The organism is Streptomyces antnestii (assembly GCF_004005495.1).
Lineage (GTDB): Bacteria > Actinomycetota > Actinomycetes > Streptomycetales > Streptomycetaceae > Streptomyces > Streptomyces antnestii.
The window spans coordinates 481,190-501,952 of record NZ_RZYA01000001.1; the positions used below are offsets into that span (position 1 = coordinate 481,190).

General features: G+C 71.8%; 20 protein-coding genes and 2 pseudogenes. 16 read left to right on the plus strand and 6 right to left on the minus strand.

The annotated features are described in order from the left end of the window. The first annotated feature begins 36 nt into the window (after positions 1 to 36). Complete coding sequence (locus tag EOT10_RS02000) at positions 37 to 1,113, plus strand: ABC transporter permease (RefSeq protein WP_127826261.1); 1,077 nt, start codon at positions 37 to 39, stop codon at positions 1,111 to 1,113. After that, entirely contained in the window at positions 1,110 to 1,868 is a 759-nt protein-coding gene (locus EOT10_RS02005; protein WP_127826262.1) for an ABC transporter ATP-binding protein, read from the plus strand. The genes EOT10_RS02000 and EOT10_RS02005 overlap by 4 nt, the downstream gene beginning before the upstream one ends. Here the strand turns inward: EOT10_RS02005 and EOT10_RS02010 are convergent. Beyond that, complete coding sequence (locus tag EOT10_RS02010) at positions 1,811 to 2,611, minus strand: IclR family transcriptional regulator (RefSeq protein ID WP_127826263.1); 801 nt, start codon at positions 2,609 to 2,611, stop codon at positions 1,811 to 1,813. The two genes, EOT10_RS02005 and EOT10_RS02010, sit on opposite strands and share 58 nt — an antisense overlap. Positions 2,612 to 2,912: 301 nt before the next feature. Between EOT10_RS02010 and allB the strand changes: the two genes are divergently transcribed. Together allB and alc are read left to right on the plus strand one after the other, a co-directional pair. Beyond that, positions 2,913 to 4,253, plus strand: coding sequence for an allantoinase AllB (allB, locus tag EOT10_RS02015; protein ID WP_127826264.1), 1,341 nt, complete (start codon positions 2,913 to 2,915; stop codon positions 4,251 to 4,253). Positions 4,254 to 4,257: 4 nt separating this feature from the next. Further along, positions 4,258 to 5,382, plus strand: a complete 1,125-nt coding sequence (gene alc, locus EOT10_RS02020) for an allantoicase (protein WP_127826265.1) — start codon at positions 4,258 to 4,260, stop codon at positions 5,380 to 5,382. Positions 5,383 to 5,519: 137 nt separating this feature from the next. Here the strand turns inward: alc and EOT10_RS02025 are convergent. Together EOT10_RS02025 and EOT10_RS02030 are read right to left on the minus strand one after the other, a co-directional pair. Further along, a pseudogene (locus EOT10_RS02025) lies at positions 5,520 to 6,095 on the minus strand (SDR family oxidoreductase); the annotation flags it as partial. 183 nt (positions 6,096 to 6,278) lie between these two features. Further along, positions 6,279 to 6,458: pseudogene (locus tag EOT10_RS02030) on the minus strand (SDR family NAD(P)-dependent oxidoreductase); the annotation flags it as partial. A 151-nt stretch (positions 6,459 to 6,609) separates the two neighbouring features. On the opposite strand from EOT10_RS02030, the gene EOT10_RS02035 reads away from it, so the two are divergent. The 3 genes from EOT10_RS02035 (at position 6,610) to EOT10_RS02045 (ending at position 8,812) form a co-directional block, all read left to right on the plus strand. Next, positions 6,610 to 7,218, plus strand: coding sequence for a dihydrofolate reductase family protein (locus EOT10_RS02035; RefSeq protein ID WP_127826267.1), 609 nt, complete (start codon positions 6,610 to 6,612; stop codon positions 7,216 to 7,218). Between the two features lie 168 nt (positions 7,219 to 7,386). Continuing rightward, positions 7,387 to 8,295, plus strand: a complete 909-nt coding sequence (locus EOT10_RS02040; protein ID WP_127826268.1) for a DMT family transporter — start codon at positions 7,387 to 7,389, stop codon at positions 8,293 to 8,295. Between the two features lie 109 nt (positions 8,296 to 8,404). Continuing rightward, positions 8,405 to 8,812: a guanyl-specific ribonuclease gene (locus EOT10_RS02045; RefSeq protein WP_127826269.1), complete on the plus strand. Its 408-nt coding sequence runs from the start codon at positions 8,405 to 8,407 to the stop codon at positions 8,810 to 8,812. Positions 8,813 to 8,839: 27 nt separating this feature from the next. On the opposite strand, the gene EOT10_RS02050 is transcribed toward EOT10_RS02045, so the two are convergent. Further along, positions 8,840 to 9,040: a hypothetical protein gene (locus EOT10_RS02050; protein ID WP_127826270.1), complete on the minus strand. Its 201-nt coding sequence runs from the start codon at positions 9,038 to 9,040 to the stop codon at positions 8,840 to 8,842. A gap of 242 nt (positions 9,041 to 9,282) precedes the next feature. Here EOT10_RS02050 and EOT10_RS02055 point away from each other — a divergent pair, with 242 nt between their 5' ends. Further along, positions 9,283 to 10,548 carry a sensor histidine kinase gene (locus EOT10_RS02055; RefSeq protein WP_189490981.1) on the plus strand — a complete coding sequence of 422 codons (1,266 nt, stop codon included), beginning with the start codon at positions 9,283 to 9,285 and terminating at the stop codon, positions 10,546 to 10,548. Between the two features lie 154 nt (positions 10,549 to 10,702). Beyond that, positions 10,703 to 11,368 (plus strand): response regulator transcription factor, encoded by a 666-nt coding sequence (locus tag EOT10_RS02060; protein WP_223280708.1) that lies wholly within the window; start codon positions 10,703 to 10,705, stop codon positions 11,366 to 11,368. A 223-nt stretch (positions 11,369 to 11,591) separates the two neighbouring features. Here EOT10_RS02060 and EOT10_RS02065 read toward each other — a convergent pair whose 3' ends face one another. Continuing rightward, entirely contained in the window at positions 11,592 to 12,596 is a 1,005-nt protein-coding gene (locus EOT10_RS02065) for a Gfo/Idh/MocA family protein (RefSeq protein WP_127826272.1), read from the minus strand. Positions 12,597 to 12,723: 127 nt separating this feature from the next. Between EOT10_RS02065 and EOT10_RS02070 the strand changes: the two genes are divergently transcribed. The 7 genes from EOT10_RS02070 to EOT10_RS02100 all read left to right on the plus strand — a co-directional run bounded on the left by EOT10_RS02070 (position 12,724) and on the right by EOT10_RS02100 (position 19,531). Further along, positions 12,724 to 13,461 carry a GntR family transcriptional regulator gene (locus EOT10_RS02070; RefSeq protein WP_127826714.1) on the plus strand — a complete coding sequence of 246 codons (738 nt, stop codon included), beginning with the start codon at positions 12,724 to 12,726 and terminating at the stop codon, positions 13,459 to 13,461. Between the two features lie 140 nt (positions 13,462 to 13,601). Beyond that, positions 13,602 to 14,609: a sugar ABC transporter substrate-binding protein gene (locus tag EOT10_RS02075; RefSeq protein ID WP_127826273.1), complete on the plus strand. Its 1,008-nt coding sequence runs from the start codon at positions 13,602 to 13,604 to the stop codon at positions 14,607 to 14,609. A gap of 116 nt (positions 14,610 to 14,725) precedes the next feature. Next, the gene (locus EOT10_RS02080) at positions 14,726 to 15,730 is read left to right on the plus strand and encodes a sugar ABC transporter substrate-binding protein (protein ID WP_127826274.1); all 1,005 of its coding nucleotides are present in this window, start codon (positions 14,726 to 14,728) and stop codon (positions 15,728 to 15,730) included. After that, the gene (locus tag EOT10_RS02085; protein WP_189490984.1) at positions 15,727 to 16,776 is read left to right on the plus strand and encodes an ABC transporter permease; all 1,050 of its coding nucleotides are present in this window, start codon (positions 15,727 to 15,729) and stop codon (positions 16,774 to 16,776) included. Before EOT10_RS02080 ends, EOT10_RS02085 begins: the two co-directional genes overlap by 4 nt. Then, positions 16,743 to 17,582, plus strand: a complete 840-nt coding sequence (locus tag EOT10_RS02090; protein ID WP_127826275.1) for an ATP-binding cassette domain-containing protein — start codon at positions 16,743 to 16,745, stop codon at positions 17,580 to 17,582. The genes EOT10_RS02085 and EOT10_RS02090 overlap by 34 nt, the downstream gene beginning before the upstream one ends. A 188-nt stretch (positions 17,583 to 17,770) precedes the next feature. Continuing rightward, complete coding sequence (locus EOT10_RS02095) at positions 17,771 to 18,955, plus strand: ROK family glucokinase (RefSeq protein WP_223280710.1); 1,185 nt, start codon at positions 17,771 to 17,773, stop codon at positions 18,953 to 18,955. Next, the gene (locus EOT10_RS02100; RefSeq protein WP_127826276.1) at positions 18,956 to 19,531 is read left to right on the plus strand and encodes a sugar kinase; all 576 of its coding nucleotides are present in this window, start codon (positions 18,956 to 18,958) and stop codon (positions 19,529 to 19,531) included. A gap of 9 nt (positions 19,532 to 19,540) precedes the next feature. Here the strand turns inward: EOT10_RS02100 and EOT10_RS02105 are convergent, their stop codons facing one another. Then, the gene (locus EOT10_RS02105; protein ID WP_189490987.1) at positions 19,541 to 20,746 is read right to left on the minus strand and encodes a hypothetical protein; all 1,206 of its coding nucleotides are present in this window, start codon (positions 20,744 to 20,746) and stop codon (positions 19,541 to 19,543) included. Positions 20,747 to 20,763 lie beyond the last annotated feature (17 nt).

Consider the following 20,763-nt stretch of genomic DNA (forward strand, 5'->3'; position numbering starts at 1 on the left):
TGCCCGGCACGGGGGCCCGGCCGCAGGCTGGGGAGCATGTTCGTCGCATGGAGAGACCTACGGTTCGCCAAGGGGCGCTTCGCGCTGATGGGCAGCGTGATCGTGCTGATCACGCTGCTCGTCGGCCTGTTGTCCGCCCTCACCGCCGGCCTGGCACGGGCCAACACCTCGGCACTGACCGGGCTGCCCGCCGACCACCTGTCCTTCGCCCGGCCCCCGGCCGGCCAGTCGGTGTCGTTCACCGCGTCGTCGGTCGGGGAGCGGCAGTGGCGCGCGCTCGCCGGCCGGCCGGGCATCGAGAGCGCCCAGCCGATCGGGATCAGCACGGTCAACGCCGAGGCGGGCCACCACACGGCGGCCGTGTCCGCGTTCGGCGTGCGGCCCCGGTCGGGGCTCGCACCCGGTGAGACGGCGCCGGGCACGGCCGTCCTGTCGCAGCGCGCCGCGGACGACCTGGGCGCGCGGCCCGGAGACCGCGTCTCCCTGTCCGGTACGACGCTCAGGGTGAGCGCGGTCGCGGGCGACGCCTCGTACAGCCACACCCCCGTCGTCTGGATCGACCTCGGCGACTGGCAGCACGTGGCACCGGGCGGCCAGCGGGCCGGCGAGCGGGCCACCGTGATCGCCCTGCGCAGCGGGGGCGGCGCCGACCTGGCCGCCGCCGACCGCGCCGCGGGCACCGAGACGCGGACCGTGGACGGGGCGCTCGAAGCCATAGGGTCCTACCAGGCCGAGAACGGCTCGCTCCAGCTGATGCGGGGCTTCCTCTTCGTCATCTCGGCGATGGTCATCGGCGCGTTCTTCACCGTGTGGACGATCCAGCGCAGCGGCGACATCGCCGTCCTCAAGGCCCTCGGCTCCTCCACGCCCTATCTGCTCAGGGACGCGCTCGGACAGGCCGTGATCATGCTCGTCGGCGGTACGGCTCTGGGGACCGTGCTCGCGGCGCTCATCGGGGCGTTCGTACCGGACAGCGTGCCGTTCGTCATGGAGCCGCTCACCACGATCGGCCCGGCCGTCGTCATGACCGTCCTGGGCGCGGCCGGCGCCGCGCTGTCCATCCGGCGCATCACCGCCGTAGACCCCCTCACCGCACTCGGGAGCGCCCGATGAGCCTGCAGCTCGACGACATCACCCTCACCTACCCGGACGGCGACGGCCGTGTCACAGCGCTCGACCGGGTCACGCTGCACGTCCCGGCCGGCACGGTCACCGCGGTCGTCGGACCATCGGGCTCGGGCAAGTCCAGCCTGCTCGCGGTCGCGGCGACGCTGGTCACGCCCGACAGCGGCACCGTGACGGTGGGCGGTACGCCGACCGGCTCGATCGGCCGCGCCGAACGCGCCGAGCTGCGGCGCCGCCGTCTCGGCATCGTCTTCCAGCAGCCGAACCTGCTGCCGTCCCTGACCGCCCTGGAACAGCTCCAGGTCATGGCCCATCTGGACGGCCACAGGCCGCGCGAAGTGCGGGAGCGGGCCGAGGAGTTGCTGGCCGCGGTCGGCCTCACGGACCAGGCGCGCCGCCGCCCCCACCAGTTGTCGGGCGGTCAGCGGCAGCGCGTGAACATCGCCCGGGCCCTGATGAACGAGCCGTCGGTCCTGCTCGTGGACGAACCGACCAGCGCCCTGGACCACGAGCGAGGGGCGGCCGTACTCGATCTGCTGGCCCGCCTCACCAGGGAGCGCGGCACCGCGACGGTCCTGGTCACGCACGACAGGGCGCATCTCGCGGTGGCCGACGACGTGCGCGAGATGGTGGACGGGCGGCTCACGGCGGCCGGCCCGGCCCGTGACGCGGCGGGCGGTGCGCCCTACGCGCCGACCCCGGAGCTCGACAGCGCCTCCGACAGTTCGACGGCCACCTGCTGAAGCACCGGCACGATCTTGTCGGTCGCCGCCTCGGTGACGCGGCCCGCCGGGCCCGAGATCGAGATCGCGGCGGCCGTGGGGGAGTTGGGCACGGAGACGGCGAGGCAGCGCACACCGATCTCCTGCTCGTTGTCGTCGACCGCGTATCCGGCGCTGCGCACCTCGGCGAGCGCGTCGAGGAAGCCCTCGGGCGTGGTGATCGTCTTCTCCGTGGCGGCCGGCATGCCGGTCCGCGCGAGCAGCGCGCGCACCTCGTCGGCCGGGGTGTACGCGAGGAGGGCCTTGCCCACACCGGTGGAGTGGGGCAGGACGCGGCGGCCCACCTCGGTGAACATGCGCATCGAGTGCTTGGACGGCACCTGTGCGACGTAGACGATCTCGTCCCCGTCGAGCAGCGCCATGTTCGCGGTCTCGCCGGTCACCTCGACGAGGCGCGCCAGGTAGGGCCGGGCCCAGGTGCCGAGGAGGCGCGAGGCGGACTCGCCGAGGCGGATGAGGCGGGGGCCGAGCGAGTACCGCCGGTTGGGCTGCTGGCGCACGTAGCCGCAGGCGACCAGGGTGCGCATGAGGCGGTGGATCGTCGGCAGGGGCAGGCCGCTGCTGGCGGAGAGCTCGCTGAGACCCACCTCGCCCCCGGCGTCGGCCATCCGCTCCAGGAGGTCGAAGGCGCGCTCGAGGGACTGGACTCCGCCGGTCGGGGCGGAAGGGCCAGAGGACTTGGTGCTGGCGCTTGACGTCGGCACGGGCGCGTTCCTTTCGGGGCGGAAGGGCAAGGCAGCAGCCTACCCGGCGGCCAAGAGGCGGGTCGTGGTCCGTCCCGGGTTGTTCCGGCCGGTCAGGGCCTTATGTCCGGGTGTCTGCGGACCGGTCCCGTGTTCTCTTGACGCTGCCGTCGTAGGTAGCTACGTTCTGTTTTACGGAATTCTAATTCCACTTTGTGGAAACGTCCAGGACGAGGACCCCCTGTAGGGCGGGTCTTGACGGACTCTGGACGGAAGTGAAAACTCCTTCAACAGAACGTTGAAATTACTGAGAGGGGTTCGGGTGTCCGACGTCGAACTGGTGCTGCGCTCGACCCGCGTCATCACCCCCGAAGGCACGCGGCCCGCGTCGGTCGCCGTGTCCGGGGGAAAGATCGCCGCCGTACTGCCGCACGACGCGGAGATTCCGGCGGGCGCCCGGCTCGAGGACTTCGGTGACGACGTCCTCATGCCCGGAATCGTGGACACCCATGTCCATGTGAACGACCCGGGCCGCACGGAGTGGGAGGGCTTCTGGACGGCCACCCGCGCCGCGGCCGCCGGCGGCATCACCACGATCGTCGACATGCCGCTCAACTCGCTGCCGCCGACGACGACCACGGCCAACCTCCGTACCAAGCAGGACGTCGCCGCCGCCAAGGCGCACATCGACGTCGGCTTCTGGGGCGGCGCGCTGCCCGACAACGTCAAGGACCTGCGGCCCCTGCACGACGCCGGTGTCTTCGGCTTCAAGTGCTTCCTCTCGCCGTCCGGCGTGGACGAGTTCCCGCACCTGAACGGCGACCAGCTCACCGCCTCCATGGCCGAGATCGCCGGATTCGGCGGCCTGCTCATCGTGCACGCCGAGGACCCGCACGAGCTGGACGTCGCCCCGAGCAACAGCGGCCCCAAGTACGACGACTACCTGGCGACCCGCCCCCGGATCTCCGAGGACGTGGCGATCAGGGGCCTCATCGACACCGCCAAGCGGATCGGCGCCCGCGTCCACATCCTGCACCTGTCCTCCTCCGACGCGCTGCCGCTGATCGCCGCCGCCAAGGCCGAGGGCGTCAAGCTCACCGTGGAGACCTGCCCGCACTACCTCACGCTCACCGCGGAGGAAGTGCCGGACGGGGCCAGCGAGTTCAAGTGCTGCCCGCCCATCCGTGAGGCCGCCAACCAGGATCTGCTGTGGCAGGCGCTCGCCGACGGCACGATCGACTGCGTCGTCACCGACCACTCGCCGTCGACCGCCGACCTGAAGACCGACGACTTCGCCACCGCGTGGGGCGGCATCTCCGGCCTCCAGCTGAGCCTCTCGGCCATCTGGACCGAGGCCCGCAAGCGCGGTTACTCCCTGGAGGACGTGGTCCGCTGGATGTCCTCGCGGACCTCCGAGCTGGTGGGCCTCGACGACCGCAAGGGCGCCATCGCCGTCGGCCGCGACGCCGACTTCGCGGTCCTCTCGCCCGACGCGACCTTCACCGTCGACCCGGCCGAGCTCCAGCACCGCAACCGGGTCACCGCCTACGCCGGCAAGACCCTGCACGGTGTCGTCCGGTCGACCTGGCTGCGCGGCGAACGCATCGTCGCCGACGGCGAGTTCACCGCCCCGCAGGGCAAGCTGCTCGAAAGGAACAAGTAAAAACATGTCCGGGACTTCTGGGATACCCCACTTCACCGGTGACGCCAGCCCCTATGGCGGCGGCGACCCGTACGCCGACTACCGCACCGCGGACTTCCCGTTCACGCAGTACGCCGACCTCGCCGCGCGCCAGCTCGGCGCCGGTGTGATCGCCGCCAACGACGAGTTCTTCGCCCAGCGCGAGAACCTCCTCGTGCCCGAGCGCGCCGAGTTCGACCCCGAGCACTTCGGCCACAAGGGCAAGATCATGGACGGCTGGGAGACCCGCCGTCGCCGCGGCGTCTCGGCCGGGCACCCCTGGCCGACCGAGGACGACCACGACTGGGCGCTCGTCCGCCTGGGCGCCCCCGGCGTGATCCGCGGCATCATCGTCGACACCGCCCACTTCCGCGGCAACTACCCGCAGGCCGTCTCCGTCGAGGCCACCTCCGTGGAAGGCGCGCCGACGCCCGAGGAGCTGCTCTCGGACGACGTCAAGTGGACGACGCTCGTACCGCGCACGGCCGTCGGCGGCCACGCGGCCAACGGCTTCGCCGTCGACGTCGAGCAGCGCTTCACGCACCTGCGCGTCAACCAGCACCCCGACGGCGGCATCGCCCGCCTGCGCGTCCACGGCGAGGTCGTGCCCGACCCCAAGTGGCTCGCCACGCTCGGCACGTTCGACGTCGTCGCCCTGGAGAACGGCGGCCGCGCCGAGGACGCCTCGAACCTCTTCTACTCGCCCGCGAGCAACACCATCCAGCCGGGCCGCTCCCGCAAGATGGACGACGGCTGGGAGACCCGCCGGCGCCGCGACCAGGGCAACGACTGGATCAGCTACGGCCTGGCCGCCCAGTCGCAGATCCGCGCCCTGGAGATCGACACCGCGTACCTCAAGGGCAACTCGGCGGGCTGGGCGTCGGTTTCGGTGAAGGACGGCGAGAACGGGAACTGGGTCGAGGTCCTGCCCCGCACCCGCCTCCAGCCCGACACCAACCACCGCTTCGTCCTCGACACCCCGGCGGTCGGCACCCACGCGCGCGTGGACATCTACCCGGACGGCGGCATCTCCCGCCTGCGCCTCTTCGGCTCCCTCACGGAGCAGGGCACGTCGGCGCTCTCGGCCCGTCACCAGGAACTGGGCGGCTGACACGGCCTGTCCGAACAGCGGGCCGGGCGGCCGACACCGCCCGTCCCACAGTCCCGCGCGGGGGCGCACCGACCTGACAGCACCGGTGCGCCCCCGCGCGCGTTCCCCCATCACGCGCCATCACGCGCGCGAGAGCGCTACGCCGCGTGCCCGCCGTCCACCGCGAACTCCGCACCCGTGACGTAGCCGGCCTCGGGCCCCGCCAGATAGGCGACCATCGACGCCACCTCGTCCGCCGTGCCGAACCGCGCAAGCGCGAGGGACGCCGTCTGCCCCTGGGCATGCGGACCGTCCGCCGGGTTCATGTCCGTGTCGACCGGCCCCGGGTGGACGATGTTCGCGGTGATGCCCCGGGCGCCCAGCTCACGCGCGAGCGCCTTCGTCAGGCCGATCAGGGCCGCCTTGCTCGTCGCGTAGAGGGTCCCGCCGGGGCCCGGCACACGCTGGGTCAAGCACGTGCCGATCGTGACGATCCTGCCGCCGTCGGACAGCCGGCTCGCCGCCGCCTGCGAGGCGAGCAGGACGCCGCGCACGTTCACCGCGAGCGCGCGGTCCACGTCGTCGAGGGTGAAGCTCTCCAGCGGCCCGAGCACACCGACGCCCACGTTGTTGACCAGCACGTCGAGCCGGCCGAACGCGTCCGCCGCCCGCTCCACCGCTCCGGCCGCCTCGCCGGCGTCCGCCGAGTCGGCGCGCAGGGCTAGGGCCTCTCGTTTGGATCATGCCGGGCTCGCGGGGCCTGGCACCGCACCTCGCGGCGTTGTCGTCAGTCGCCTACTCCCCCAGCTACCGCTGGGAGGTGCCCCCACCGCGTGGGCTCCTTCCTCCGCCTTGCGATGCACGGCACCAGGCCCCGCTCCCTGATCCGGCCTGATCCAAACGAGAGGCCCTAGGCCGCGCCGGCCCATCGCCTCGACGCGGCGCACGACGCCCTCGGCCGCCTCTTTGCCGCTGACGTACGTGACCGCCACGTCCGCGCCCTCGCGGGCGAGCCGCAGCGCGGTCGCCGCGCCGATCCCCCGGCTGCCACCGGTGACGAGTGCCGCCTTGCCGTTCATGGGTCCTCCTGAAGCCATCGGTCGTTACGGCTTCAAGTAAATGGACGGGCGGGGCCCCGCGCTGGCGGCAAACGGACGTCGACGACAGTCCCCGAGCACATCGATGAGTTACGGGCGAGGGTGGGGTCGTAAGGGGCACAGCGACTCTCACTCACCGAAGGGCAGTGCCATGAAGCTCACCCTCACCCAGTTCGTCAGCCTCGACGGCGTGTACCAGGCCCCGGGCGGCCCCCAGGAGGACACCAGCGGCGGCTTCGAGCAAGGCGGCTGGACGTTCCCGTACGCGGACGAGGACTTCGGCGCCTTCGTGACCGAGAACTTCGCCCGGGTCGACGCCTTCCTCCTGGGCCGCCGCACCTACGACATCTTCGCCGGGTACTGGCCCCACCACACCGACCCGGCCGACCCGGTCGCGGGCAAGCTGAACGCCCTCCCGAAGTACGTCGCCAGCACCACCCTGACCAGCGCCGACTGGGCGGGCACGGAGATCGTGGGCGCGCAGGACGTCGTCAAGGACGTCACCGCGCTCAAGGAACGGCCCGGCGGCGAACTCCAGATCCACGGCAGCGGGGCGCTCGCGCGGACGCTGTTCGCCCACGGCCTGATCGACACGGTCCACCTGATGACGTTCCCGGTCGTCCTCGGCACCGGCAAGCGCCTCTTCCCCGAGGGCGCCGTCCCGACCGCGTTCCGGCCGAGCCGCTCCCTCCTCACGAGCAAGGGCGTGGTCATCACCTCGTACGAGGTCGACGGACGCCCTACGTACGGCAGTTTCTGAGCGGCCGCCGTACGGCAGTTTCTGAGCCGCCCCGTGAGCGCCGGTCGCCGGGCTGGTCCGGCGCGGGCAAAGCGGTGGTCCGGGCGATCTTGACCTGGGTACGGTGGGCCTCCCCCGTGCGAGCCGCCGCCGTCTCCACGCCCGCCGCCCGCCGCCGGAGACCGCACCTTGGCCACGCTCACCGTCACCGTCACCGCGCCCCGCCGTGCCTGGCTCACCGACCTGCCCGTCCTGCTCGTGGCCGTCGTCTGGGGAGCCAGCTATCTCGCCGCCAAGGGCATCATCACCGACACGACGGTGCTCGCGGTCCTCGTCCTCCGGTTCGCCGTCGTCCTGCCGGCGCTCGCCGTGGCCGGGTGGACGGCGCTGCGCGGGCTGAGCGTGGCGCAGTGGCGAGGGGCGGGCCTCCTCGGGCTGATCCTGAGCGGGATCTTCCTCCTGGAGACGTACGGCGTCGTGCACACGTCCGCGACGAACGCGGGCCTGATCATCAGCCTCACCATGATCTTCACGCCCCTCGCCGAGGCCGCGGTGACCCGGACCAGGCCCTCCCGGACGTTCCTCGCCGCTGCCGCTCTCTCCGTGGCGGGCGTCGTCCTGCTCACCCAGAGCGGCGGCATCACGGCGCCCTCCGCCGGTGACCTCCTGATGCTGCTCGCCGCCCTCGCCCGCACGGTCCACGTCCTCGCCATGGCCCGGATCAGGTCCGTGCGGGGCGCGGAGGCGCTGCCGCTGACGACGGTTCAACTCGGCGCCGCCGTCGTGGTGTTCGCGCTCCTGTGCGCGGCGCCGGGGGCGGGCGCCACGCCGTGGGAGGCGGCCGCGGCCTTCGGTCCCGGGCAGTGGGCGGGGCTCGTCTTCCTGTCCGTCTTCTGCACGCTCTTCGCCTTCTTCGTACAGATGTGGGCGGTCCACAGGACGTCGCCGTCCCGGGTGAGTCTGCTCCTCGGCACGGAACCGCTGTGGGCCGCGGCGGCCGGCATCGCCATCGGCGGCGAACGCCTGGGCCCGCTGGGCCTGTTGGGGGCCGTGTTCGTGCTGGCGGGCACGGCGTGGGGGCGCCGCGCCACCGCCTGAGACGCCCGCGCGAGACGCCCGAGCGGGTGTCTCCCGTGGGTTAACTTCCGTAAAACTTCGCCGACTTGACGTTGACACGACACGCTCTACGCGCGTCACACTAGGGGGCATGCGAATCCCCCCACGAATCGCCAGTGTCACTGCCCTCGCCGCCGCCCTGCTCATCGGCGGACCCGTCCTCGCCGGCCAGGCGACCGCGGCCCCGGCCCCCGTCACGTACTCCGTGACCGCCGTCGGCGACATCTGCTACTCGGCGCTGCCGTCCCAGGCCCACGACACGCTCGACCTCATCGAGCAGGGCGGCCCCTATCCCTACTCCCAGGACGGCACCGTCTTCCAGAACCGGGAGGGCGTCCTGCCGTCACAGTCCGCCGGCTACTACCACGAGTACACCGTCATCACCCCCGGCTCCCCGACCCGCGGCGCCCGCCGCATCGTCACCGGCGAGCAGTCCAAGGAGGACTACTACACCGGCGACCACTACGCGACGTTCGACCTCGTCGACTTCGGCTGCTGAGCCCGCCCGGCGGCCGGGCGGGCGCCGTCAGCTCCTGACGCTCTCCGCAGCGGCGAACAGGGCGAACGCGAGCACGACCAGCGCGATGCTCCCGTACACCTCGTGGCCGTCGAGGAAGCCGATGTGCCGGATGACGCCCCAGCTCAGCCACCCGGTGAACTCGTGCAGCAGACCGATCACGCCCTGAATGAGCGCGATCGCGCCGATGAACTCCAGAACCTTCTTCATGGGTGAGAGCCTCGCCCCGCGGACCCCCCACGCACATCGGCCGCGGGGCGAGGCGCACCCGCCCGAAGACGGTCCCGCCGACCGGGCGCACCGACCGACGTATGCGACGCACCGACCGACGTATGCGGCGCCTCGACCGACGTATGCGGCGCCGCGACCGAAGTAGACGGCGCCCCGACTTTCGTCCACGGTCACCGCCGCGAAGGGGTGTGCGCTGCCCCAGGTGCGTAGATTTGTCGACCATGGAGGTTCAGGAGCGGACAGGGCCGGCCCCGCCGGCGCAGTGGTACCGGTGGCGGCGCAGGCTGCTGCCCTCGGCGGTCGCCGAAGAACTGGACCTGGACCCGGACGGCCGCCCCGGCCGCCGGCGCCGCACCCTGCGCGACTGGGTCGTCGACTTCGCCTGCTTCCTCGTCGCCGTGGGCATCGGCCTCCTCAGCGCCGACTCCGTCACGAACGACCCGAACACCCCCGCGAGCCTGGCCGCACTCGACCAGTGGCTCGGCGCGCTCGCCTGCGCCGTCGTGTGGCTGCGCAGACGGTGGCCGCTCGGCCTGGCCATCGTGCTCGCGGCTGTCAGCATGGTCTCGAACGTCGCCGGCGGTGCCTCCCTGGTCGCGCTCTTCACCCTCGCCGTGCACCGCCCGTTCCGGTACGTCGCCTGGGTCGCCGGTGTTTCCGTCGCGCTGATCCCCGTCTTCTTCTGGCTGCGTCCCGACCCTGACGCGCCGTACGTCCTCGCCGTCGTCTTCACCGCCGTCCTCACCGTCACGGTGGTCGGCTGGGGCATGTTCGTACGCTCGCGGCGTCAGCTCCTGCTGTCGCTGCGGGACCGGGCCCGGCGCGCCGAGACCGAGGCCGGGCTGCGGGCCCAGCAGGCGCAGCGCCTCGCCCGCGAGGCCATCGCGCGCGAGATGCACGACGTGCTGGCCCACCGGCTCACCCTGCTCAGCGTGCACGCGGGCGCCCTGGAGTTCCGGCCCGACGCGCCCCGGCAGGAGGTCGCCAGGGCCGCGGGCGTCATCCGGGAGAGCGCCCACGAGGCGCTGCAGGACCTGCGCGAGATCATCGGCGTGCTGCGCGCCGACGACCACGGCGACGAGTCGGGGCGGCCCCAGCCGACGCTGGCCGCGCTCGACTCCCTCGTCGCCGAGTCCCGCGAGGCGGGCATGAAGGTCGGCCTCGACCACCGGATCGCCGACCCGGACGCCGTTCCCGCGTCCGTCGGCCGCACCGCCTACCGCATCGTCCAGGAGGCCCTGACCAACGCCCGCAAACACGCCCCCGGCGCCGGCGTCGACGTCCTCGTCGCCGGCGCGCCGGGCGACGGGGTCACCGTCTCGGTCCGCAATCCGGCGCCGCCCGGCGAGGTCCCGCACGTACCCGGTTCGGGCCAGGGCCTGATCGGTCTCAGGGAACGGGCCACACTGGCGGGCGGCCGGCTCGGCCACGGAGCGTGCGACGACGGAGGCTTCGCCGTCGAGGCGTGGCTCCCGTGGCCCGCGTGACCCGGTCCCGGCGCCCGGCGTCCGTGGACCACGTGATCACCGGCTCGCTACGGTGGGCCCCGGGGACGGCGACGACGGCCACGACGGCCACGGCAGGGATCGTCGCCACGACGACCGCGGTACGACGGTGCGAAGGCGGGACTGGGTGAATCCGGTGGAACCGATCAGGGTGCTCCTCGTGGACGACGACCCGCTGGTGCGCGCCGGGCTCTCGTTCATGCTCGGCGGCGCGGCCGACCTCGCGATCGTCGGCGAGGCGGCCGACGGCTCGGAGGTGCCCGCCCTGGTCGCCGAGACCCGGCCCCACGTCGTCCTCATGGACATCCGCATGCCGGACGTCGACGGTCTCGCGGCGACCGAGGCGCTGCGGGCGCGGCCCGACGCCCCCGAGGTCATCGTCCTCACCACGTTCCACGCCGACGAACAGGTCCTGCGGGCGCTGCGCGCCGGAGCCGCGGGCTTCGTCCTCAAGGACACCGCGCCCGCCGAGATCGTCGAGGCGGTCCGCCGCGTCGCCTCCGGAGCGCCCGTCCTGTCGCCCGGCGTGACCCGGCAGCTCATCACGCGGGCGACCGGCCCCGACCCGCACCAGGACCGCCGGGCACGCGCGCGTGAGCGGCTCGCGGAACTGGCGGAGCGCGAGCGCGAGGTGGCCGTCGCCGTGGGGCGCGGCGCCGCCAACGCGGAGATCGCCGCCGAGCTCTACATGAGTGTCGCCACCGTCAAGGCGCACGTCTCCCGCATCCTCGCGAAGCTCGGCCTGAACAACCGCGTCCAGATCGCGCTCCTGACGCACGACGCGGGACTCCTGGACGACTGATCCGGGACCGCGATTTCGGGTTGGCCGGGTACTGGTCTGCCGCGCCGGTGGAGGCTGGTCGCGCAGTTCCCCGCGCCCCTGAAACGCCTGCGCTGCGCGCAGCATTTCCCCGATGAAGGCGCGGCGAAGCCGCAAGCCTTGAGGGGCGCGGGGAACTGCGCGACCAGCCCCCACCGGCCCGCAGTCGGCCCGCACCCGTGGCCATCCATCCCCCCCCGGAACCTCAGCCCCCAGCGATCTCCGACATCCGCACCACCCGCCGCTCGCGCCGCGACAGTTCGCAGGCCTCCGCGATCCGCAGTGCGTGCAGCGCCTCGCGGCCGTCGCACGGGTTCTCCCGTTCACCGCGCACCACGTCGACGAACGCGACGAGCTCCGCCTCGTACGCGGGCGCGAAGCGCTCCAGGAAACCGGGCCAGGGCCGGTCCGCGGCGGGCGGGCCCTTGGGCTCCGTGGAGGCGACCGGCGTGCGGTCGTCGAGGCCGACGACGACCGTGTCGAGCTCGCCCGAGAGCTCCATACGGACGTCGTAGCCCGCGCCGTTGCAGCGCGTCGCCGTCGCCGTGACCAGCGTGCCGTCGTCAAGCGTGAGGACGGCGGCCGCCGTGTCGACGTCCCCGGCCTCGCGGAACATGGCGGGCCCGGCGTCGGACCCCGTCGCGTACACCTCGGTCACCTCGCGTCCGGTGACCCAGCGCAGCATGTCGAAGTCGTGGACCAGACAGTCCCGGTAGAGCCCGCCGGACAGCGGCAGATACGCGGCCGGCGGCGGCGCCGGGTCGGACGTCATGGCCCGTACGGTGTGCAGCCGGCCGAGACGGCCCGAGCGCACCGCCTCGCGCGCCGCCGTGTAGCCCGCGTCGAAGCGGCGCTGGAAGCCCAGTTGGAGCACCGTCCCGGCCCGGTCGACCTCGTCGAGCGCCGCGAGCGTGCCCGGCAGGTCGAGGGCGATCGGCTTCTCGCAGAACACCGGGAGCCCGGCCCGCGCCGCCCGCCCGATCAGCTCGCCGTGCGCGGACGTCGCCGCCGTGATGACCACCGCGTCCACGCCCCAGGTGAAGATCTCGTCCACCGTGGGCGCCGCGGTCGCTCCTATCCGGGCCGCGAGCGCGACGGCCCGTGCCGGGTCCGCGTCCGTCATCACGAGCTGGCCGACCTCGCGGTACCGCTCCAGAACCGCTGCGTGAAAGGTGCCGATACGGCCCGTTCCGATAAGTCCGATGCGCATGGAGTCAAGGTGCCGCCCCTGACACCCTCTGTCAACGATTTGTCCGGACAACCGAACTTCACGACTTCCCGTCAACATGGCGTGCGGCTACGCTCGGCCCGTGGCCAAACCCGTAGTCGACCCGACCGTGTCGCTCCAGCTCAGCGTCGATCGCAGCAGCCCGGTCCCGCTCTACTTCCAGCTCTCCCAGCAGCTGGAGGCGGCGATCGAGAGGGGCTCGCTGACGCCCGGCAGCCTCCTGGGCAACGAGATCGAGCTCGCGGGCCGGCTCGGCCTGTCCCGGCCCACGGTCCGTCAGGCCATCCAGTCCCTCGTCGACAAGGGCCTCCTCGTCCGCCGCCGCGGCGTCGGCACCCAGGTCGTGCACAGCCAGGTCAAGCGCCCACTGGAACTGAGCAGCCTCTACGACGACCTGGAGGCGGCCGGCCAGAAGCCCGAGACGCGCGTCCTGGCCAACGTGCTCGTGCCGGCGTCCGCCGAGGTCGCGGCCGCGCTCGGGGTGGGGGAGGGCGACGAGGTGCACCGGATCGAACGCCTGCGGCTGACCCACGGCGACCCGGTCGCGTATCTCTGCAACCACCTGCCCACCGGGCTGCTCCCGCTCGACACGGACCGCCTTGAGGCGACGGGGCTCTACCGGCTGATGCGCGCGGCCGGGATAACCCTGCACAGCGCGCGCCAGTCCGTCGGCGCCCGCGCGGCCACGGCCGAGGAGGGGGAGCGGCTCGGCGAGCCCGAGGGCGCCCCGCTCCTGACGATGCGGCGCACGACGTTCGACGACACCGGCAGGGCGGTGGAGTTCGGGGCGCACACCTACCGGGCGTCCCGCTACTCCTTCGAGTTCCAGCTTCTCGTGCGGCCGTAGAAACTCCGTAGAAACTCCCGTACCCGCACAACCCCGTCAGGCCGTAAGAATGTTATGACAAAGTCATTGACGGTGCCGGGTACCCACCGCTAGAACTCCCTCCAGCCGCACACCGGCGGCGCGGAGAGGGGTGGCACACCATGCGCACAGCCCGTTCGGCCCGCACAGCCCGCACGGCAGCAACTCTCATAGCGGTCGTCGCACTGGCGGCCGGGTGCAGCGGCTCCGGGGGCAAGTCCTCCGAGGACCGGTCCGGTGGCCAAGGAGGCGGCAAGGCCGCCGGCACGCCCCGCCTGAAGATCGCGATGGTCACCCACTCCGGCGAGGGCGACACCTTCTGGGACATCGTCCAGAGCGGCGCAAAACAGGCCGCGGCCAAGGACAACGTCCAGTTCCTCTACTCGAACGACAAAGAGGCCAAGGGGCAGGCGGAACTCGTCCAGTCCGCGATCGACAAGAAGGTCGACGGGATCGTCGTCACCCTGGCCAAGCCCGAGGCCATGAAGGCCGTACTCGCCAAGGCGGAGGCCGCCGGGATCCCGGTCGTCACGATCAACTCCGGCGGCGAGTTCTCGCAGAAGTTCGGCGCGCTCACCCACATCGGGCAGGACGAGTCCGTAGCCGGTGAGGCCGTCGGCACCGAACTCGGCAAGCGGGGCAAGAAGAAGGTCCTCTGCGTCATCCACGAGCAGGGCAACGTGTCCCTGGAGCAGCGCTGCGCGGGCGTGCGGAAGACCTTCAAGGGCACCGTCGAGAACCTCAACGTCGAGGGCACCGACGCCCCCTCGTCCCAGTCGTCCATCGAGGCCAAGCTCCAGGCGGCGAAGGACATCGACGCGGTCGTCGCGCTCGGCGCCCCGATCGCCGACCTCGCCGTCAAGGCCCGGCAGGACGCGCACAGCGGGGCAGAGGTCGACACCTTCGACCTGAACGCAGCCGTGGTCAAGAGCCTCAAGGCCAGGGACGTCGGCTTCGCCGTCGACCAGCAGCCCTACCTCCAGGGCTATCTCGCCGTCGACGAACTGTGGCTCTACCGGACCAACGCCAACGTGATCGGCGGCGGAAAGCCCGTCCTGACCGGCCCGGCGATCGTCACCGAGAAGGACGTGCCGAAGCTCGAGAAGTACACCGCGCGCGGCACCCGGTGAACGGATGGATGATCCCCGTATCCGATACTTGGACGTTCGGGGCCGGTCGTAGAGCCCCCGGGGCCGGTCCGCCGGCCGCGCAGGACCAAGCGTCAGAAGAAGAAGGGCACGGCCTCGTGGCACGGTTTCGGAGCTGGGTGAGCATCGCCCTCGCAGGGGCGGTCGGCCTCACCCTCGCGGGATGCAGCAGCACCGGCGGCAAGCGGGCGGAGGACGCCAGGAAGGCGGCCTCGGCCCAGGGCAGGGCCGCGGTGAACACCCCGCGCTGGACCATCGCGATGGTGACCCATTCGGGCGACGGCGACACCTTCTGGGACATCGTCCAGAGCGGCGCCGAGCAGGCCGCCGTCAAGGACAACATCAACTTCCTGTACTCGCACAGCGACCAGGCCCAGCAGCAGGCCGAGCTCGTCGACGCGGCCGTGGACAAGAAGGTCGACGGCATCATCGTCACGCTCGCCAAGCCCGACGCGATGAAGGCCGCCGTCGCCCGCGCCGAGAAGGCCGGCATCCCCGTGATCACCGTGAACTCCGGCTCCGCGGAGTCCAGGAAGTTCGGCGCGCTCACGCACATCGGCCAGGACGAGACGATCGCGGGCCAGGCCGTCGGCGACGAACTGAACAAGCGCGGCCGCAAGAAGGCCCTCTGCGTCCTGCACGAGCAGGGCAACGTCGGCCACGAGCAGCGCTGCGCCGGCGCCAGGTCGACGTTCAAGGGCCAGATGCAGAACCTGTACGTCGAGGGCACCAACATGCCGGACGTCCAGTCCTCCATCGAGGCCAAGCTCCAGGCCGACAAGTCCATCGACTCCGTCGTCACGCTCGGCGCGCCCTTCGCCGCCACCGCCGTCAAGGCCCGGCAGGACGCGGGCAGCAAGGCCGAGATCGACACCTTCGACCTCAACGCGAAGGTCGCGAAGGGTCTGGAGGACGGCTCGCTCGGCTTCGCCGTCGACCAGCAGCCCTACCTCCAGGGCTACGAGGCCGTGGACCTGCTGTGGCTCTACCGCTACAACGCGGACGTGCTCGGCGGCGGCAAGCCGGTCCTGACCGGCCCGCAGATCGTCACCAAGGACCAGGCCGCGAAGCTCGAGGAGTACACGAAGCGGGGGACCCGATGATCGCCGCGTCACCCGAGACGCCACCGGTGATGGACGAGCGGCTCCTGAAGACGTCGCCGCTGCGCAAGCTCATGGGCCGCCCCGAACTGGGCTCCGTCGTCGGCGCCGTCGCCGTCTTCCTCTTCTTCGCGGTCTTCGCGGACAGCTTCCTGCGGGCGTCCAGCCTCGCCACCGTCCTGTACGCGTCGTCGACGATCGGCATCATGGCCGTACCCGTGGCGCTGCTGATGATCGGCGGCGAGTTCGACCTCTCCGCCGGCGTCATGGTCACGACGTCCGCGCTGGTCTCGTCGATGTTCAGCTACCAGATGACGGCCAACGTCTGGGTGGGCGTAGGCGTCTCCCTCCTGGTGACGCTCGCCATCGGCGTGTTCAACGGCGTGATGCTCACCCGTACGGACCCGCCGAGCTTCATCATCACGCTCGGCACCTTCCTGATGCTGACCGGCATGAACCTCGGCTTCACCAAGCTGATCAGCGGCACCGTCTCCACCAAGTCGATCTCCGACATGGAGGGCTTCTCCTCCGCGAAGGACGTCTTCGCCTCGACCCTCACCATCGGCGGCGTCGACTTCAAGATCACCATCCTGTGGTGGCTCGCCCTGGTCGCCGTCGCCACCTGGATCCTGCTGCGCACCCGCGTCGGCAACTGGATCTACGCGGTCGGCGGCGGCGAGGACGCGGCCCGCGCGGTCGGCGTCCCGGTGAACAAGACCAAGATCGGCCTCTACATGGGCGTCGCCTTCGGCGCCTGGATCTCCGGCCAGCACCTGCTGTTCTCGTTCGACGTCGTGCAGTCCGGCGAGGGCGTCGGCAACGAACTGATCTACATCATCGCGGCCGTGATCGGAGGCTGCCTGATCACCGGCGGCTACGGCTCCGCGGCCGGCGCGGCCATCGGCGCCCTGATCTTCGGCATGACCAGCAAGGGCATCGTGTTCGCCGAGTGGAACCCGGACTGGTTCAAGTTCTTCCTCGGGGCGATGCTGCTCCTCGCGACCCTCCTCAACGCATGGGTCCGCAAGCGCGCGGAGGCGACGAAATGACGGAGACCGGCACCGAGACCGCCGAGCGCACGGCCCTCGTGGAGCTCGACGGCGTCAGTAAGTACTACGGCAACATCCGGGCCCTCGAAGACGTCTCCCTCGTCGTGCACGCGGGCGAGATCTCCTGCGTCCTCGGCGACAACGGCGCGGGCAAGTCGACCCTCATCAAGATCATCGCGGGTCTGCACCGGCACGACTCGGGCTCCCTGCGGATCGAGGGCGACGAGACGAAGCTCGCCAACCCGCGCGACGCCCTCGACCGCGGTATCGCCACGGTCTACCAGGACCTCGCCGTCGTCCCGCTGATGCCGGTCTGGCGCAACTTCTTCCTCGGCTCCGAGCCGACCAGGGGCTCGGGCCCGTTCAAGCGCATGGACGTCGACCTGATGCGCAGGACGACCCACGCGGAGCTGCTGCGGATGGGCATCGACCTGCGCGACGTCGACCAGCCCATCGGCACCCTCTCCGGCGGCGAACGCCAGTGCGTGGCGATCGCCCGAGCCGTCCACTTCGGCGCCAAGGTCCTCGTCCTCGACGAGCCGACCGCCGCGCTCGGCGTCAAGCAGTCCGGCGTCGTCCTCAAGTACGTCGCCGCGGCGCGTGACGCGGGTCTCGGCGTGGTCCTCATCACGCACAACCCGCACCACGCGTACCTCGTCGGCAACCGCTTCGTCCTCCTCAAGCGGGGCACGATGTTCGGCAGCTACGCCCGCGACGAGATCACCCTGGACGAACTGACCCGCCAAATGGCAGGCGGCAGCGAACTCGACGACCTCCGCCACGAACTGGAGAACCCCCCGTCATAAGGCGCTCCTCGAGCAGCGCGCCCCCGTAAGGGGCGCGAGGCTGTGACATTTGCGGCTCCGCCGCGGGGCGCGACAAGCCACACACGACCCGCACCCGAAACCGAACCCGCGGAAGCGCCACGGCACGCGGCCCACCCAGAACCGCACCGAGACGCCCGAGCGGCGAGCGAACTGGCACAATCGGCGCGATGAGCACCTACCGCGACCTAGCGCACCGCGGCTCCGCACGAGCCACCGTCCTGCGGACCGTCGGCACGCGTGAGCGCCGTTCCCACCTGACGGCGCCCCGCGTCCCGACCGTCGGCATCGACATCGGCGGTACGAAGGTGATGGCGGGTGTCGTCGACGCCGACGGCAACATCCTGGAGACCCTGCGCACCGAGACGCCGGACAAGTCCAAGAGCCCCAAGGTCGTCGAGGACACCATCACGGAGCTGGTGCTCGACCTCTCCGACCGGCACGACGTGCACGCCGTGGGCATCGGCGCGGCGGGCTGGGTGGACGCGGACCGCAACCGCGTCCTGTTCGCCCCGCACCTGTCCTGGCGCAACGAGCCGCTGCGCGACCGGCTCGCGGGCCGCCTCTCCGTCCCCGTACTCGTCGACAACGACGCGAACACGGCCGCCTGGGCCGAGTGGCGTTTCGGCGCGGGCCGGGGCGAGGACCACCTCGTCATGATCACCCTTGGCACCGGCATCGGCGGCGCGATCCTGGAGGACGGCCAGGTCAAGCGCGGCAAGTTCGGCGTCGCCGGTGAGTTCGGCCATATGCAGGTCGTGCCCGGCGGCCACCGCTGCCCGTGCGGCAACCGCGGCTGCTGGGAGCAGTACAGCTCCGGCAACGCCCTCGTGCGCGAGGCCCGCGAGCTCGCCGCCGCGGACTCCCCGGTCGCGTACGGGCTCATCGAGCGCGTCAAGGGCAACGTGTCCGACATCACGGGACCGCTCATCACCGAGCTGGCCCGCGAGGGCGACGCCATGTGCATCGAGCTGCTCCAGGACATCGGCCAGTGGCTCGGCGTCGGCATCGCGAACCTCGCGGCCGCCCTCGACCCGTCCTGCTTCGTCATCGGCGGCGGCGTGTCCGCGGCCGACGACCTTCTGATCGGCCCGGCCCGCGACGCCTTCAGGCGCCACCTCACCGGCCGCGGCTACCGCCCCGAGGCCCGCATCGCCCGTGCCCAGCTCGGCCCCGAGGCGGGTATGGTCGGCGCCGCGGACCTCGCCCGGCTCGTCGCGCGACGCTTCCGCCGCGCCAAGCGCCGTCGCGTGGAACGCTACGAGCGCTACGAGCGTTATCACCAGGGCCAGGGCTTCGGCCCCGGCCCGCACAGCCCGGCGAGCGCCGCCGGCGAGACTCAGGGACCCCAGTAGATGACCGTGCCACGCCAGCCCTCGTCCCCCGACGGGCAGCGCCCCCCTGAGAGCCGCCGCTGCGTGATACGCCGCCGCGCGCTGACCCTGCTCACGATCGTGCTGCTCATCGGCGTACCCGCCGGCTATCTGGTGATCTCCGCGAACCAGAGCCGCAACAGCGGCAAGGACAAGGAGGCCAAGTACTCCGCGACCGGCCTCACCATCGGCTGGCCGTCCAGGGTCCAGCGCCGCCTGTACCAGGTGCCGATCCCGCTCTCCTCGGCCAAGGGCGTCGCCTACTACGAGACGAACAACCTCAGGACGAGCCGCCTCTACGTCCGCTTCAGCGTGTCGAACGCGGGCCTGGACACGTTCCTGAAGGACATCGGGACCAGCTCGTCCAAGCTGGTGAAGGACGACATCACGATCAGTCACCGCAACCAGAAGGTCGTCGGCTGGGTCTTCAACGGCCCCGGCCCGTACTCGGGCCTCACCTACGAGCAGAAGGACCCCGAGCCGACCCTGGACATCGTGGTCAACCGCTCCGACCCGGCCCGCCCCTTCGTGTACGTGGTGTCGACGACGACGCCGTAGCGCCCGCGCTCACCGGCGCCGCCGGGGCCGGGTGAGCCACCACGTGCCGCCCACCACGAGCAGCGCGAACACGGCGAGCCCCGCCCCCTGCGCGGCCACCAGCCACAGCCGGTCCCGCAGCGGCATCGTCCCGGTCAAAGTGACCTGGAGGGAGCCGACCGAGAAGGCGATGGCCGCCGTGAAGACGGCGACGAGCTCCACGGCCCGCACGGTCGAGGAGCGCATCGTCTCCTCGATGGAGCGGTTCGCCGACTCCTGGTCCGCCCAGCGCCGCTGCTGTTCGGCGTCGCGGTGCGCGCGCAGCAGACCGTCCTGGATCGCGTTGCGCATCGCCAGGTACTGCTCCTGGAGCAGCTTGTGGCTGACGCGGCTGCCCGTCGCGGGCAGCCGCCGCAGCGCCTCGTCGACGCTGCCGAGCGCGGCGTCGTACTCCCCGCACATGTACCGGCCGCTCGCGAGGCGGAAGAGGAACATGTGGTCCCCCGGATGATCGCGGACGGCCTCCGTGGCGCGGTCGCGCAGCAGCTCCCCGCGGCCCTCGAAGGGCGCGGCGAACTGGAGCCCGTTGAGACAGATGTCGACGACGTACCGGGTGCGCCGCGGGGACGTCCACGCGGTGTCGAGCAGGGCCGTCGCATGCTCGGCGGTCACCTCGCGGCTGCCGAACGCGGCGAACGAGCGCAGCGCCACGAAGAGCGGTTCCTCGCGGTGGCTGCCGCAGGCCAGGGCGAGCAGCGACGACTCCAGGAACTGCCGCAGCTCGTCGAAGCAGAAGTTCGAGCGGAGCTTGCCCGCGTGGTAGAGCACCGCGAAGTGGGCGAGGTCACCGGACGCGGTGTCACGGCCGACGATGTCCTCGGTCGCCTCGGAGAGTTCACCGACGGACTCGACGGTGTCCCGGGTCACGAACGCGTACCCCAGCGCCCACCGCTCGACGACCGCCTCGCGCACGTCGCGGGCCACATGCGAGCCGATCCACCGCGCGCACAGGGCGGCGGTGCGCACGTCGGGCCGTGCCAGGAACCTCAGCCGCCAGTAGCGGTCGGCACAGATCAGCCGGGCGTCGCCCGCGAAGTCCGCCGACGTCACGTCGAACGGCGGCACGACGCCCTCCCGTACGAGGGCCTCGGCCGCCTCCTCGCAGATCCGGTCGAGCGCGCGGGAGTCGGCCGCCGAGGCCGTGTCGAGGGTCGCCGAGACCGAAGCGGCATCCATGAAGCAAGTTCCCCCGT